The organism is Aurantiacibacter sediminis, from assembly GCF_016019885.1.
GTDB classification, from domain to species: domain Bacteria; phylum Pseudomonadota; class Alphaproteobacteria; order Sphingomonadales; family Sphingomonadaceae; genus Alteraurantiacibacter; species Alteraurantiacibacter sediminis.
In genome coordinates this window covers 1,065,729-1,080,203 of record NZ_JAEANY010000001.1, presented here as the reverse complement: position 1 = coordinate 1,080,203, position 14,475 = coordinate 1,065,729, and the positions used below count along the sequence as shown (strand labels likewise).

Genomic DNA, 14,475 nt, shown 5'->3' with positions numbered 1-14,475 from the left:
TGCAGAGCGCCGTAACGACTCGGTCCAGGCATACCTCACAAGCCGTGGTATCCCGGGCGGCCGCATCATGAGCGAAGCCTTCGGTGAGAACGACCTGCGCGTTCCGACTGCCGACGGTGTCCGCGAATTGCAGAACCGCCGTGTGGAAATCACTTACGGTCCGAACTCGGGCATGTAAGCCACGCCATCAAGGCAAACAGAATGGGCCGGGAGAGCGATCTCCCGGCCCTTCTTTTTCGTGCGAAGCTGCGAGGCTGGCAGCGGAAAGCAGTCAGTCGTCAGTCTTCGTATTTCGGCAGCTTGGGCGAAGGCTTGCCGATCGCGAGCTCGCTCTCTGAAAAGCGTATAGGCGTGCGCATACCGCGCAGCCCTTCCTCAAGTTCGGCAACCATTCCGCGCACCTCGATCTGCGGATTTTCGAGCGCCTGCTTTACCGTGTTGATGGGCCCTGCGGGAATGCGCAGCTCTTCCATCGTCGCAAGCAGCGCATCGCGCTCCCACTCGGCAATCCGGCGTTTGATCGATGCCGAAAGGCTCTCGCGGTTTTTCACCCGTCGCGCGTTGGTGCGCCATTCCTCACGCAGCGGCATGTCGATAGCCTCGGCAAACCTTGCAAACTGGTTGTCATTGCCCACCGCAATAATCAGCCAGCCATCTATCGCTGCAAACGCCTCATAGGGCGCGATATTGGGATGGGCATTGCCTAACCGCTTCGGCGTGCGACCTGAGGCGAGGTAATTCATCGCCTGGTTGCCAAGCGTGCCGACCATGACGTCGAAAAGCGCCATATCGATCACTTGCCCGCGTCCGGTCTCCTCACGCTGGCGCAGCGCCGCCTGGATGCCGATAACGGCGTAGAGGCCTGTCATGATATCGGCATAAGCAACGCCGATTTTCTGCGGCGGGCCGTCGGGCGCGCCGGTCAGGTCCATGATGCCGCTCATACCCTGGATGATGAAATCGTATCCGGCACGCGCCGCATAGGGGCCATCCTGTCCAAATCCGGTGATCGAGCAATAGATGAGCCGCGGATTGACACCTTTCAGGCTTGCATGATCGAGACCGTATTTGGCGAGCCCGCCGAGTTTGAAGTTCTCGATCACCACATCGGCATCTGCGATCAGCGCTTTTACACGCTCCAAATCTTTCGCATCAGTAAAATCGGCGACAATGCTGCTCTTGCCGCGATTGGCGGCATGGAAATAGGCGGCATCCTTGCTGCCATCCTCCCGCTCGATAAAGGGCGGACCCCAACCGCGCGTATCATCACCTTCGGGGCTTTCGACCTTGATGACCTCTGCCCCCAGATCGGCAAGCACCTGGCCTGCCCATGGCCCTGCCAGGATTCGCGCCAGCTCGACGACCTTGATCCCTGCGAGCGGCGCGGAGCCCACGTCGCGGCGTGTCTTGCCAAAGCCTGGAATTCGCAATGGCATGGATCAGGCTGCCATCGGCATGGCGGGCACATGCTCATCGTAATTGGCGGGCATGCGATCGCGCTGTGGCTTGCGCGCAGCGCGTTTCGTGCGGGCAGACTTGCGACTGCTGAGGCGATTGAACCTCTGCCGTATGCTCCCCGCAAACGCCTTTATCGACGCAGCCGTGCTCGCGAGTACGCTCACGATCACCGCATCCACATAAATCGCCAGCTCCATGGCATAGGCGGCGAAGAATTCCGGGCCGAGCAGCGCGATAAACTCGCCTCCGCTCAACATGACCGGAATGAGGATCACCGCATAAATGATGTGATGCGGGCGGAACTTGGCCAGGGCTGATGCCGGACGCTCAACCAGCTGCCGGTGACAAAGCCGTGCGAAGGGCGTTTGGGGCGCGAGCAGCAAGGCGATCAGGATGACGGCGAGACAGCCGGTGAGTGCAATCATATTCGCCATGTAGCGCAGCGCGCGCAATTTGGAAGGCTTCGCGCAGGAATGGGCTTTTCTGAAGGCTTGCCGCGCCTTTGCAGCCGGTCCAAAAGGCGCGGATGAAATATCTCATCGCCCTGCCCCTTCTCGCGATCGTCGCCATCGGCGTATCGTTCTCGGTCGATCGCCTGCGCACCTTCAACGCTCTCGTGCCCAAGGATGCGAACAGCGCGCAGGTGGCCGGCGATATTGCGTATGGCGCGCATGAGCGGCAGAAGCTCGATGTCTATGCGCCAGTTGAAGCGACCGATGATGTGAAGCCCGTGATCGTCTGGTTCTATGGCGGCAGTTGGAACAGCGGCACGCGCAAGGGGTATGATTTCGTCGGACGCGCATTGGCGGCGGAGGGTTTTATCACCGTGGTCCCGGACTATCGGCTGGTGCCCGAAGTGCGCTTTCCCGCCTTTGTGGAGGACGGCGCGCAGGCCGTGCGCTGGGTCCGCGAAAATGCGGCGGGATATGGCGGCGATCCGGACAATATCGTAGTGATGGGTCACTCCGCCGGCGCGCACATCGCGGCAATGCTGGCAAATGATCCGCAATGGCTGGGCGAAGACCGCGCGGCGATCGCCGGGTTGGTCGGCCTAGCGGGACCTTATGATTTCCTGCCGCTGGATACGGACTCGACCATCGCTGCCTTCAGCCAGTGGCCCGATCTTGCAGAAACGCAGCCGGTGACTTTTGCCGATGCCGACAGCCCGCCCGCCCTCCTGCTGACAGGCGCGGACGATACGACTGTGCGGCCGCGCAACAGCATTTCGCTAACCGCCGCTTTGACCGCTGCCGGAGTCGAGGCCGAGATGGTGCAATATGAAGGGGAGGATCACATCGACATCCTGATCGCCCTTGGCCGCCCCTTCCGCGGCCGCGCGCCCGTATTGGAAGATGCGGCCCAATTCGCGCGCGAAGTTTCGCGGTAAAACAAATATTTTCGGCAAGAGAACTTGATCGCCGATCCAATCTGCCGCGTAAGCGCATGACGAAATGCACATTCGTCGGGTCAATATTGCAGTTCCTCGAACAACAATGGTGGGGATGGCGGCGGCTTTCCATGTAGATTTCGAAGCGAAGGGGCTTGCACCTGCGCGGGGCGAAGGTAAGCCTGCGACGGGGACTTTTTTTGAGGGGCGGGATGGGACTGACCAACATCAATTTCGGCGCGAAAGGCGCGCTGCTGGCCGCTCCGGCGCTTCTGGTGCTCGGTGCCTGCACGACGCCTGCTGCCAATGTCCCGCAAAGTACGCTTTCAACTCCGGCCGATTGGGCGCTGAGCGATGTCGCTCCGATCACGACCGACCTCACCGAATATTGGACCCTGCTTGGCGATCCGCTGCTCACCGATTTCGTCGAACAGGCGATTGTCGAAAACCGGGACCTCGCCCAAAGCGCCGCGCGGCTGGAGCAGGCTCGCGCATCGCTGGTGCAGGCGCGCGCGGGCTATTACCCCACCGTTTTCGCCAATGGCGGAGTGAACCGCGATATTGGCGACAATGCGCGCGACGGGGTGCAGCTGAGCCTGGGCGCGGATGCTAATTGGGAACTCGATCTGTTTGGCCAGATCTCGGGCAATGTCGCCGCGGCCCGTGCCGATTTCGCGACCGCCGGATATTCGCAAGCCGATTTGCAGCGCCTGATCGTCGGCCAAGTTGCCATCGCCACGATTAATGCCCGCGCCACGGCTGAGCAGTTGGAAATCGCGCGCAACACGCTCGCTTTCCAGGACGATAATTTGCAAATTGCGCGCTGGCGCAATCAGGCAGGGCTGGTCTCCAGCCTCGATGTCGAGCAGGCCCGCGCCCAGCGTGCTGCTACTGCTGCGACCATTCCGCTGCTCGAAAGCAGCCTTGTTGCGACGGCCAACGCAATCTCGACCCTGATCGGTGAAACGCCGGGCCGGGTTTTGGATGAAATCGAAAGCGACGTTGAAACCCGCGTCCCCGCGCCTCCCCAACTCGACGGATTCGCCCCGCCAGCCGAAGTGCTGAGCCGAAGGCCCGATGTCCGCGCGGCGGAGGCCAACCTCATCGCCAGCAGCGCCCGGATCGGCGTCGTGCGCGCGCAATTGCTTCCACTAGTTCGCCTCACGGGTTCGATCGGAACGGGCGGCACCAATTTCAGCAATCTGTTCGATGTCATCACCGGCAGCATATTCGGCGGGATCAGCCAATTGCTTTTCGATGGCGGCGCAACGGCTGCGCGGGTCGACAGCGCAGAGGCGGGCGCGCGCGCATCGCTTGCCGCGTGGGAGCAGGAAATCCTTTCCGCGCTGGAAGAGGTCGAAAGCGCTGCTGTAGACCAGCGCACAGCAGACGAGCGCATCGATATTCAGAATGAAGCCGTCGACGCGGCGAGCAATTCGGTCATCCTTGCGCGCAGCCAATACCAGGCTGGGCTTACCGATTTTCGCACACTGCTGGTCGCCGAGAACCAATTGCTTGCCGCGCGCAACAATCTGGTCGGCGCAGAAGCTGACCGCGCCACCGCCTTCGTTCGCCTGACACAGGCGCTGGGCGGCGGATGGAGCGCGAGTGATTTTGACTTTACCCTGCCGGGCGGCGCTGTCCTGCAGGCATCTGACGGGAACGAGGAATGAGCCAGACAGACACTACCAACGAGCAGGATATCGAGAGCTACCTCGATGAGGGGGCGCCGAAGAAATGGTATAAGCGCAAGCGCGTGTGGATCGGCGTCGTTTTGCTGCTCGTCCTGATCCTTGCGATTTCGCAATGCTCTGGCGGCGATGAGCAGCCCAATTACATTACTGCGGAAGTGGAAACGCGCTCGCTCGATCTGTCGGTCACTGCAACGGGCAGCCTGCGTCCCACCAATCAGGTGGAAGTCGGCTCCGAAGTGTCAGGCCGGATCGATGATGTGCTGGTCGATGTGAACGATCAGGTGACACGCGGTCAGGTTCTCGCGATCATCAACACCGAAGTCATCAATGACCAGATCCAGCAGGGCCGCGCCAATTTGAATGCCGCGCAGGCACAGGTCGCGCAGGCACGGGCCACGTTGGAGGGCGATGAAGCGCAACTGAACCGTCTGTTGGAAGTGCAGCGCCTCTCGGGTGGCCGTGTGCCTTCCGAAGCAGAGATCGACCTCGCCGAAGCAGCAGTGAACCGCGGCCGCGCGAGCGTTGCAGCAGCGCAGGCGAACGTCTCGGCAGCGCGCGCGCAGCTTTCGACCGCGCAGGTCAGCCTCGATCGCGCGGTGATACGCTCGCCCGTGTCCGGCGTCGTGCTCGCAAGGCAGGTGGAGCCGGGCCAGACCGTGGTCGCCGCTTTCAACACGCCGACATTGTTCGTGCTGGCAGAAGACCTCTCGGTGATGCAGCTGCGCGTCGATCTGGATGAGGCGGATGTCGGCCAGGTGGAGGACGGGCAGCAGGCCACCTTCACCGTCGATGCCTATCCCGGCCGTCGCTTCCCCGCGACGGTGGAACGTGTCGATCTTGCATCCAACAATATCGCCCTTGCCAGCCAGCAGCAGCAGGCAGGCGGTCAGCAGGTCGTCAGTTACGAAGCGCGCCTTGTGGTGAGCAACGGCGATGGATTGCTGCGCGCCGGCATGACGGCCACCGCCACAATCGAAACCGAAAGCACGGGCGAGCAGATGCTCGTTCCCAACAGCGCGCTGCGTTATAATCCGGAGGAAGAGGAAGAGAGCGGAGGCGTCTTCGGCAATCCGAACTTCGGGCTTGAAGAAAATGACGATGCCAGCATTGGTGTGGGCAGCCGCCAGACCGTTTACGTTGTCGAAGAGGACGGCTCGTTGCGGAGTATTGAATTGGTCACTGGCCAGAGCGACGGGCGTTTCACCGTGGTCAATTCGGATGAGCTTGAGGCGGGCATGGAAGTCGTCACCGGCGAGGGTGCGGGCCAGCAGTGAGCGAAGCCCCCCTCATCGAACTGGAAGGCATAACCAAGACCTTCGGCACCGGCCCTGCGGCTTTCCAGGCGCTGAAGGGCGTGGATCTGGCCATCGAACGGGGCGATTTCGTCGCGGTGATGGGACCATCGGGTTCGGGCAAATCCACGACGATGAACATTCTCGGCTGCCTCGATGTGCCGACCAGCGGTGTTTTCAAATTCCGCGGCGTGGAAGTGCAGAGTTTGAGCCGCGACCAGCGCTCGCTCTTGCGCCGTCGCTATCTCGGCTTCGTGTTTCAGGGCTTCAACCTACTCGCGCGCACGACTGCGCTGGAGAATGTGGAACTGCCACTGCTATACCGCGGTGAAACGAAGAAAGCGCGGCGTGAGGCTGCCGAGCGGTCGCTCGACAAAGTCGGCTTGCTGCCGTGGGCCACACATACCCCGGCTGAGCTTTCGGGCGGCCAGCAACAGCGCGTCGCCATCGCCCGTGCCCTCGTGACCGATCCCGACGTTCTGCTGGCGGACGAGCCGACCGGCAACCTCGACTCCGAGCGCTCTATCGAAATCATGGAATTGCTCGCCGATCTCAGCAAAACCGGTATCACCGTGCTGATGGTGACTCACGAAGAGGAAATGGCCGAATACGCCCGCACCATCGTGCATTTCCGCGATGGACTGGTGGAGCGCATTGATCGCGGCCTGAAAGCGGGAGCTTCCGCCTGATGCGCATGCTCGGCTCCACCTTGCTCTTGGCAATTCGGGAAATTCGCAGGCACTTGCTACGCAGTTTCCTGACGACGCTCGGCATCATCATCGGTGTCGCCTCCGTGGTGACGATGGTCACGCTTGGCCAAGGCCTGACCGCGGACGTGCAGGACGATCTGGCTGGGCTTGGCTCTGACGTGTTCATTGTTTTCCCGCGCCAGCCCGACATCAATGTGCCACGCAGACCGTTTGAGGAAGAGGACATCCGCGCCGTCCGCAATCAGATTGCCGGTGTGCAATTTGCCGCAGGCGCTGTCTTCTCCAACGCCACCGCATTCCATAACGGGCAGGACTGGCAGACAAGCGTGAATGGCGCGAGCAGGGAGTTTTTCTCTGCCCAGAACATCGATATCGGCGAAGGGCGCAGCTTCACAGATCAGGAAGAAGATCGCGGCGAAAGCGTTTGCATCGTCGGCACGACATTAGTCGAGAAAATCTTCGTCGAAGATCAGGTGCTGGGTGAAGAAATGCGCCTCAACAACGTCTCCTGCACCGTAATCGGAATTGCCGATGAGCGTTCCGGCTCGAATATCGGTGGCGGAAACGATGCGAACGATATCGTCTACATGCCACTCAAAACGGTCCAGCGCCGCCTTATCGGAAGCGACGATATCCAGTTCTTCGTAGTGAAATACGATCCGAGCTACAGCACAATCACGATCCAGAACCAGCTCGTCGATTTGTTGCGTGAACGGCGCGTCGTTCAAGATGGCGAGGACAACAATTTCGATGTGATCGACTCGCAGGAAATTTCCGACACGGTTGGTGGAATTTTCCAGGCGATGACGGGCGTGGTGGCGATTATCGCAGCAATCAGCCTGATAGTTGGCGGCATCGGTATCATGAATATCATGCTGGTGAGCGTCACGGAGCGCACGCGCGAGATCGGTATTCGCCTTGCCATTGGCGCTCTTGCCAAGGAAGTGCGACTGCAATTCCTGACCGAAGCTGTGGTGTTGTGCTGCTTTGGCGGCTTGATCGGAATTGGGATCGCCTTTGGCCTCTCAGTAATGCTCGCCGGGGTCATGGACCTTCCCTTCCTGTTCAATCCAGCGCTCAACATAGGCGCGTTTCTCTTCTCCGCATTGATGGGGGTCGCCTTTGGTTATTACCCCGCGCACCGCGCAAGCAAACTTGATCCGATTGACGCTTTGCGGCACGAATAAGACCTCTTGTCAGCAATATAAGGTCATGATCAAGATGAAGAAAAGTGTACGCAGAGCGCTCGTTTACGTCAGCGCGATTGGCATGGTAGCTGCTCCGAACATGGCTTTTGCCAGTGTCACTGACGATCCCGATGATCCGACCGATACACCGGAGCGTTGCCTCATCAACGTTCCAATGCCGAACGGCGAATGGTTTCGCTATTTCTGCTGGTATTAATCTGAGTGCGAAGAGCCACTTAGAAATCGCGGACCGAGACTTTCCTACCGTTCTAAATCTATGAAGAACGGACGGATGCTTTGTTCGTCCGTTTCACAGAATCAAAAAGCCCCCGGAAATCACACAGGATTTCCGGGGGCTTTTTTGTTCGTTTGGACACTGTCACACCTGTCACACCCTGCCGTTACGGCAGGGCCCGACAGTCGCGAATCAGCCCACGATTGTCGCGCGGCATTCGCCCATGCCGATGCGGGCGTAGCCATCCTTCTCGGCATAGGCGCGCATGATCACTTCGTCGCCATCCTCGAGGAACTTGCGCTCTTCGCCATTGGGCAGGCTGATGGTCTTCTTGCCGCCTTCGGTCAGCTCGATCAAGCTACCTTCGCCGCCGTCTTCACCGCTGGTCAGCGTGCCCGTGCCGAGCAGGTCACCCGGCTGCATGTTGCACCCGCCAACCGAATGGTGCGCAATCAGCTGCGCGGCGGTCCAGTACATCGCGGTCATCGGACCATGCGACAGGCGGTGCGGTTCTGCCCCTGCTTCGCGCATCTTGGGCGTCGTGATCAGCACTTCCATCTGGATGCCGAACGCCGCGTGGCTCATATCGTGCTGGAGGTAAGGAAGTGGCTCGGGATCGCCCTCGGCGCGCGCAGGCTGCGCAGTGCGGAAGGGTGCGAGTGCATCCATCGTCACCACCCAGGGCGAGACGGTGGAAGCGAAGTTCTTGGCAAGGAACGGGCCAAGCGGCTGGTATTCCCACGCCTGGATATCGCGCGCCGACCAATCGTTGAGGATCGAGATACCTGCGATATGCTGCTCTGCTTCACCCACAGGGATCGGATCGCCAAGGTCATTACCCTGCCCCACCCAGATCGCCATTTCGAGCTCGTAATCAAGCCGCTTGGACGGGCCAAATTCGGGCGTGCCACCTTCCTCTGCCGGCTTCTGCTGGCCGGTGGGCCGCTTCACATCGGTACCGGATACGCAGATCGAGGAGCTGCGACCGTGATAGCCGATCGGCACATGCTTGTAGTTGGGCAGCAGCGGATTGTCCGGACGGAACAGGCTGCCGATGTTCACCGCGTGGTGAATGCCGGTGTAGAAATCGGTGTAGTCGTGGATCTGGAATGGCAGGTGCATCTGCACGTCCGCCATGGGCACCAGGCAGACTTCCATCGCGGCTTTGTAGCTCTCGTCAGTCAGCGCCGCGAACAGCTTTGCGCGGAGCTCCGACGGGCCGCCGGGCATAGCGAAGAAATCGTTGAGCGTGGCGAAGGACGCATAATGCAGCAGGTCGCGATCATCCTCGATCAGATCGCCATCGAGCACATTGCGCAGGTCGAGCACGTAGTCGCCGATAGCCACGCCGCCGCGCGCATCCTCTCCATCGGTGGAGAACACTCCGAACGGCAGGTTCTGCACCGGGAAATCGGGATGACCATTGGCGCTTTCCACCCAGCTGGTGGCGTTCATGTCATGTGTGTGATCGGTTGTGTGATGGGTCATTCAGGGAAGTCTCGCTTTCGGAAATCCACTCCAGCAGGCATCGTAATCGTCCTGAAGAAGGCCGCCATTCATGGCGAAATCGGTGCTCTGGATGATCGCGCGGCTTTCGAACATGAAAGCCAGCGTGTTGTCGATCTTGTGCGGTTTGAGGTCGGCAGCCATCGCTTTCGCGGTGCTGTCGACATCGGGGCCATGCCCGTTGAACTGGTTGTGGAGCGACGCGCCGCCGGGAGCGAAGCCACCGCCTTCCTTCGCGTCATACTCGCCGTGGATCAGCCCCATGAACTCGCTCATCACGTTCCGGTGGAACCACGGCGGACGGAACGTGTCCTCGCCCACCATCCAGCGCGGCGGGAAGATCACGAAGTCGCAATTGGCTGTGCCCGGCGTGTCACTCGGGCTGGTGAGCACGGTGAAGATGCTGGGATCTGGATGGTCGAAGCTGACCGTACCGATAGTGTTGAAGCGCGCCAGATCGTAACGATAAGGCGCGGAATTGCCGTGCCAGCCGACGACATCGAACGGCGAATGGTCAATCATGGTCGTCCAGAGCTTGCCGTTGAACTTCTGGACCACTTCGAAGTTGTCGTCGCGGTCTTCGAACCATGCGGCAGGTGTTTCGAAATCGCGCGGATTGGCAAGGCCGTTTGCGCCAATGGGGCCAAGGTCCGGCAACCGGAAAGGCGCGCCGAAGTTCTCGCAGATGTAGCCGCGCGCGGCTCCCTCGGTGAACTCGAGACGGAAGCGCATGCCCTTTGGTATCACCGCAATGTGACCGGGTGGCACGTCCATGCGGCCGAGCTCGGTCGTGATAAGCAACGCGCCCTGCTGCGGCACGATCAGCATCTCGCCATCGCTGTTCTGAAATGCGCGCGCGTCCATGCTGGCCGTCGCAGCGTAAAGGTGGATGCCGATCCCGCCTTCGGAAGGGCCGCCATTGCCGCCATAGGTCACCATGCCGTCGACGAAATCGACCTCGCCGTCGGGCATTGGAAGCGGGTTCCAACGCAGGCGATTGGGCGTGGTATGCGTGCCATCGGGCGCGGCAAGTCGCTCCGCCCCGGAGTAAGGCTTAAAGGCGCCATGTTCGGTGGTCGGGCGCATCCGGTACAGCCAGCTGCGGCGGTTCTCGGCGCGCGGCGCGGTGAAGGCGCTGGTGCTGAACTGTTCGGCATAAAGGCCAAAGGCCGGTTTCTGAGGCGAATTGCGACCTTCAGGCAGCGCGCCGGGAACGGCCTCGCTGGCGAAGTGGTTGAGAAAACCAGTCTGATAGCTCATAGTCATTTAGTAACAGATGAAACTTTCACGCACAATGCACTACATCGCTAACGTGCGAGCATCGAGGAGGTGCCCATGAAACTCTACGGATATTGGCGCAGCAGTACGAGTTATCGCCTGCGCTGCGCATTGGAACTCAAGGGCATCGGCTATGAAAACTGCCCGATAAACCTGCTCGAAAGCGCGCAAAAGGAAGAGGCTTTCACCAGCCGCAATCCCTTCGCCACCGTGCCCATGCTGGAGACCGAGAGCGGCGACCGCGCGCAAAGCATGGCGATTATAGAGTGGCTGGACGAAGCCTATCGCGACAAGCCGCTGCTGCCATCGGGCCTGGACCATCGCTACATCGCTCGCGAACTGGCTTATGCCATCGCGACGGAGCTGCACGCGCCGCTCAACCTGCCAGTGCTGAAGTATCTGAAGGATCCGCTTGGCCACAATCAGGAGGAGATCGATACCTGGTATCGCCACTGGCTGGCCAAGACGCTGCATCCGGTGGAAGCGCGGCTTGCGCAGCTCGAAAGCGGTGACTTCCTATTCAATGCGCCCGGCATGTTCGAATGCGTACTGATCCCGCAACTATACAACGCGCGGCGGTTTGCATTCGATCTGTCCGAATGCCCGCGCATGGTGCGGATCGAAAGCGCCTGCAATGCGATGGAGGAATTCAAGCGCGCGCATCCTGACAACCAGCCGGACGCGCATTAAAGAGCTTCGGTCAGTACCTCATCGATCGCGGTGAACACGCGGTCCAATTGCGCATCGGCGATGCAGTATGGCGGCATAAGGTAGAGCGTGTTCCCAAGCGGGCGCATCAGCACGTCGCGCCTGAACAGGCCTTCGCGCATTGTGAGACCGATATCGGCAAGGTAACCACTCTCACCTGCGTCGACATCCATCGCGATGACGGTGCCGCATTGGCGAAGGTTGCTGATGGGATGTTTGGCCGCGATGCGAGCGAAACCCTTGCTCTGGCGCTCAGAAAGGGTCGCAATCCGATCCAGCACCGGCTCTTCGCGCCAGATGGCGAGGTTCGCATTCGCCGCCGCACAGGCGACAGGATTGGCGGTAAAGCTGGAGGAATGGAAGAACATCTTCGCACGGTCGGTCGAATAGTGCGCGTCGTAAATCGGCGCGGTCGCCATCGTCACGGCGAGCGGCATGGAGCCACCTGTGAGGCCCTTGGCGAGACACAGGATATCGGGGACTACGCCAGCCTGTTCACACGCCAGCAGAGTGCCCGTGCGGCCCCAGCCCGTCATCACTTCATCGGCGATGAAAAGGACATCGTGGCGAGCACAGATGCTGCGCATTTCCCGCAAGGTCCCGGGCGAATACATCAGCATCCCGCCTGCGCCGAGAACCAGCGGCTCGACGATGAAGGCCGCGGTTCCGCCGCCAGCACAGGCTGCTTCCAGAGTATCAAGCGTGGCCTGTTCGGTGCCCTGATGCGGGAAAGGAATGGTCTCAACATCGAAGAGCAAGGGGCTGTAAGCCTTGTTGAAAACGCCGCGCTCGCCAATGCTCATCGCGCCGATCGTATCGCCGTGATAGCTGTGCTCCATCACCACGATCTTGTGACGCGCCCGCCCAGTGTTGGCCCAGAAACCCAGCGCCATCTTGAGCGCGACTTCGACCGCAGTAGAACCGCTGTCCGAGAAGAATACATACTCCAGCTCATCCGGCATGATCGCCCGCAGCCCGCGCGCCAGATCCTCCGCCGGTTGATGCGTCCACCCGGCAAAGATCAGCTGGTCGAGCTGCTCGGCCTGACGCTGGATCGCTTCGACGATACGGGGGTGATTGTGGCCATGGGTGATCACCCACCAGCTTGAGATCACATCCAGCACCTCACGCCCGTCAGCCGTGTGCAGCACCGCGCCCTCCGCCCGATCGACCAGCGGGATCGGCTCGCCCAGACCGTGCTGGTGGAAGGGGTGCCAGACGGGGGACTTGCTACTCATGCCAGCAGGTCCATACGGATATGGGTGGAGAAGGCGCCCGCCAATGTCTGACTATCGAGCGGCTCGAGCATGGGCAGACGGCCAAGATGCTTCACTACGCCAATGCGTGTGATCGCGCCCTCGGCAACAGGCTCGTGCTCCCCGACAAAGGCAACGCCAGCGACCGCAACCTCGCGCGAGCGCAAGGCTTCGAGGGACATCAACGAATGGCTGATCGTACCGAGCGCGGTGCGCGCGACAAGGATTGTCGGAAGCTGCCAGTGAGCGAAGATGTCAGCCGCAAGCAAGTCCTCCCGGTATGGGACGAGCACACCCCCTGCCCCTTCCACAACCAGCGGACCTTCGACATCAGGGAGCTTCAGTTCGGCCAAATCGATGGTCACCCCGTCAACCCGCGCAGCCTCATGCGGAGAGCAAGGCGTGTGCAATCGATAAGCCTCTGGCAGCACGGTCGCATCCGGAGCAAGCCGCGCGACTGCTTCACTATCTGTCTCGCCCTCCAGCCCAGCCTGCGCAGGCTTCCAATAGGTGGCTCTCAACGCCTGCGAGAGGCCCGCAGCGAATACCGTCTTGCCCACATCGGTGTCGGTCCCGGTGATAGTGAAGCGGCTCATGGTAGCTTCCACTCTCCAATTGCCTTCAGCACGTGATCGACATCCTGCGCCTTGAGCGTGGAGCGAAGGGCAAGGCGAATGCGGCTGGTCCCTTTGGGCACAGTCGGCGGGCGGATCGGCAGCGCGGCAATTCCGCGATCGAGCAGGTGCTGGCCAAGCGCAAGCGCATGGCTTTCTGGCCCGACTACGAGCGGCACGATCTGCGTGGTGGAGCCGAGCGTATCATAGCCCATGCCCTGCAATTCCTCGCGCAATTGCTCGCCCAATTCACCCAGATGCGCTCGCTCCGCATCCATGCCGGGCACAATGTCGAGCGCTGCATCCATTGCGCCGAGCATCGCAGGGGGAGGCGCGGTGGAGAAAATCAGGCCGGCGCACATGTTGATCAGATAATCGCGCATCAGATCGGAACAGGCGACATAGGCGCCGAAGCCACCCATCGCCTTGCTGAATGTGCCCATCACGATATCTGCGCCCGGATTGTCGGCTGTCAGCCCCGCTCCGTCATTGCCAAGCACGCCGGTGGCATGCGCCTCATCGACATAAAGCAGCGCGTCATGTTTGCGCGCGGTGGCGTTCAGTGCAGCCAGATCGGCGCGGTCGCCATCCATGCTGAAGACGCTTTCGGTGATGATCATCCGCGCGTCCGCCGCTGCGCCGTGCTCAGCCAAAAGCCGTTCAAGATCAGCGTGATCATTGTGGCGATAGAAATGCACGTCAGCCTTTGCGCCGCGGCATCCCGCGTGGATCGAATTGTGAACCAGCGCATCGGCGAAAATCGCGGTTTTAGGTGCGGCCTTGGCGAGCGCGGGAATGATGCCCGCATTGGCCTGCCATCCGCTCGCCATGACCAGCGCGGCTTCACTCCCCTTGAATGCGGCAATGCGTGCTTCCACCGATTCATGCTCGGCGGATGTGCCGGTGATCAGGCGCGAAGCCCCTGCCCCTGCGCCATAGCGCCGCGCATAGTCGGCGGCCCGCTCGGCCAGCAAAGGATGGCGCGCCAGACCAAGGTAATCATTGCTGGAGAAGTCGAGCAATTCGCGCCCATCGCGCATCATCCGGCCATCGCCAGCAAGCTGCGCTGGGCGCAGCACACGGCGGCGATCCTTCGCTGCGATGCGATCGAGCGATTGGCGGATGTGATCAAGCATGGGCGCGCGTTCAG

General features: G+C 61.0%; 15 protein-coding genes. 8 read left to right on the top strand and 7 right to left on the bottom strand.

Going from position 1 to position 14,475, the window contains the following annotated elements; translation table 11 throughout:
* Positions 1–178 (top strand): OmpA family protein (locus I5L03_RS05445; RefSeq protein WP_407647603.1); only part of this gene is annotated, 178 nt, incomplete at its 5' end.
* Between the two features lie 100 nt (positions 179–278).
* Here the strand turns inward: I5L03_RS05445 and I5L03_RS05440 are convergent.
* Positions 279–1,394: a CaiB/BaiF CoA transferase family protein gene (locus I5L03_RS05440; protein ID WP_325100095.1), complete on the bottom strand. Its 1,116-nt coding sequence runs from the start codon at positions 1,392–1,394 to the stop codon at positions 279–281.
* 45 nt (positions 1,395–1,439) lie between these two features.
* Positions 1,440–1,892 (bottom strand): hypothetical protein, encoded by a 453-nt coding sequence (locus I5L03_RS05435; RefSeq protein ID WP_197920651.1) that lies wholly within the window; start codon positions 1,890–1,892, stop codon positions 1,440–1,442.
* 92 nt (positions 1,893–1,984) lie between these two features.
* On the opposite strand from I5L03_RS05435, the gene I5L03_RS05430 reads away from it, so the two are divergent.
* From I5L03_RS05430 to I5L03_RS05405, 6 genes are all read left to right on the top strand, one after another.
* Positions 1,985–2,845: an alpha/beta hydrolase gene (locus tag I5L03_RS05430; RefSeq protein ID WP_197920650.1), complete on the top strand. Its 861-nt coding sequence runs from the start codon at positions 1,985–1,987 to the stop codon at positions 2,843–2,845.
* 212 nt (positions 2,846–3,057) lie between these two features.
* Positions 3,058–4,518 carry an efflux transporter outer membrane subunit gene (locus I5L03_RS05425; RefSeq protein ID WP_197920649.1) on the top strand — a complete coding sequence of 487 codons (1,461 nt, stop codon included), beginning with the start codon at positions 3,058–3,060 and terminating at the stop codon, positions 4,516–4,518.
* The gene (locus I5L03_RS05420; protein ID WP_197920648.1) at positions 4,515–5,813 is read left to right on the top strand and encodes an efflux RND transporter periplasmic adaptor subunit; all 1,299 of its coding nucleotides are present in this window, start codon (positions 4,515–4,517) and stop codon (positions 5,811–5,813) included. The genes I5L03_RS05425 and I5L03_RS05420 overlap by 4 nt, the downstream gene beginning before the upstream one ends.
* Positions 5,810–6,520, top strand: a complete 711-nt coding sequence (locus I5L03_RS05415) for an ABC transporter ATP-binding protein (protein ID WP_197920647.1) — start codon at positions 5,810–5,812, stop codon at positions 6,518–6,520. Before I5L03_RS05420 ends, I5L03_RS05415 begins: the two co-directional genes overlap by 4 nt.
* Before the next feature lie 5 nt (positions 6,521–6,525).
* Entirely contained in the window at positions 6,526–7,728 is a 1,203-nt protein-coding gene (locus tag I5L03_RS05410) for an ABC transporter permease (RefSeq protein WP_197920749.1), read from the top strand.
* Positions 7,729–7,753: 25 nt separating this feature from the next.
* Entirely contained in the window at positions 7,754–7,945 is a 192-nt protein-coding gene (locus I5L03_RS05405; RefSeq protein WP_197920646.1) for a hypothetical protein, read from the top strand.
* Between the two features lie 210 nt (positions 7,946–8,155).
* Here I5L03_RS05405 and fahA read toward each other — a convergent pair whose 3' ends face one another.
* Positions 8,156–9,451, bottom strand: a complete 1,296-nt coding sequence (gene fahA, locus I5L03_RS05400; RefSeq protein WP_197920645.1) for a fumarylacetoacetase — start codon at positions 9,449–9,451, stop codon at positions 8,156–8,158.
* On the bottom strand, positions 9,452–10,735 hold the full coding sequence (gene hmgA, locus I5L03_RS05395; RefSeq protein ID WP_197920644.1) for a homogentisate 1,2-dioxygenase: 1,284 nt from the start codon (positions 10,733–10,735) through the stop codon (positions 9,452–9,454).
* 69 nt (positions 10,736–10,804) lie between these two features.
* On the opposite strand from hmgA, the gene maiA reads away from it, so the two are divergent.
* Positions 10,805–11,437, top strand: a complete 633-nt coding sequence (gene maiA / locus I5L03_RS05390) for a maleylacetoacetate isomerase (RefSeq protein ID WP_197920643.1) — start codon at positions 10,805–10,807, stop codon at positions 11,435–11,437.
* Here maiA and I5L03_RS05385 read toward each other — a convergent pair.
* Genes I5L03_RS05385 through I5L03_RS05375 form a run of 3 tightly spaced genes read right to left on the bottom strand, consistent with a single transcriptional unit; the run spans position 11,434 to position 14,461 of the window.
* Positions 11,434–12,693: an adenosylmethionine--8-amino-7-oxononanoate transaminase gene (locus tag I5L03_RS05385; protein WP_197920642.1), complete on the bottom strand. Its 1,260-nt coding sequence runs from the start codon at positions 12,691–12,693 to the stop codon at positions 11,434–11,436. The genes maiA and I5L03_RS05385 overlap by 4 nt on opposite strands.
* Positions 12,690–13,307 (bottom strand): dethiobiotin synthase, encoded by a 618-nt coding sequence (gene bioD / locus I5L03_RS05380; RefSeq protein WP_197920641.1) that lies wholly within the window; start codon positions 13,305–13,307, stop codon positions 12,690–12,692. Before bioD ends, I5L03_RS05385 begins: the two co-directional genes overlap by 4 nt.
* The gene (locus I5L03_RS05375; protein ID WP_197920640.1) at positions 13,304–14,461 is read right to left on the bottom strand and encodes an aminotransferase class I/II-fold pyridoxal phosphate-dependent enzyme; all 1,158 of its coding nucleotides are present in this window, start codon (positions 14,459–14,461) and stop codon (positions 13,304–13,306) included. Before I5L03_RS05375 ends, bioD begins: the two co-directional genes overlap by 4 nt.
* Positions 14,462–14,475: the final 14 nt, after the last annotated feature.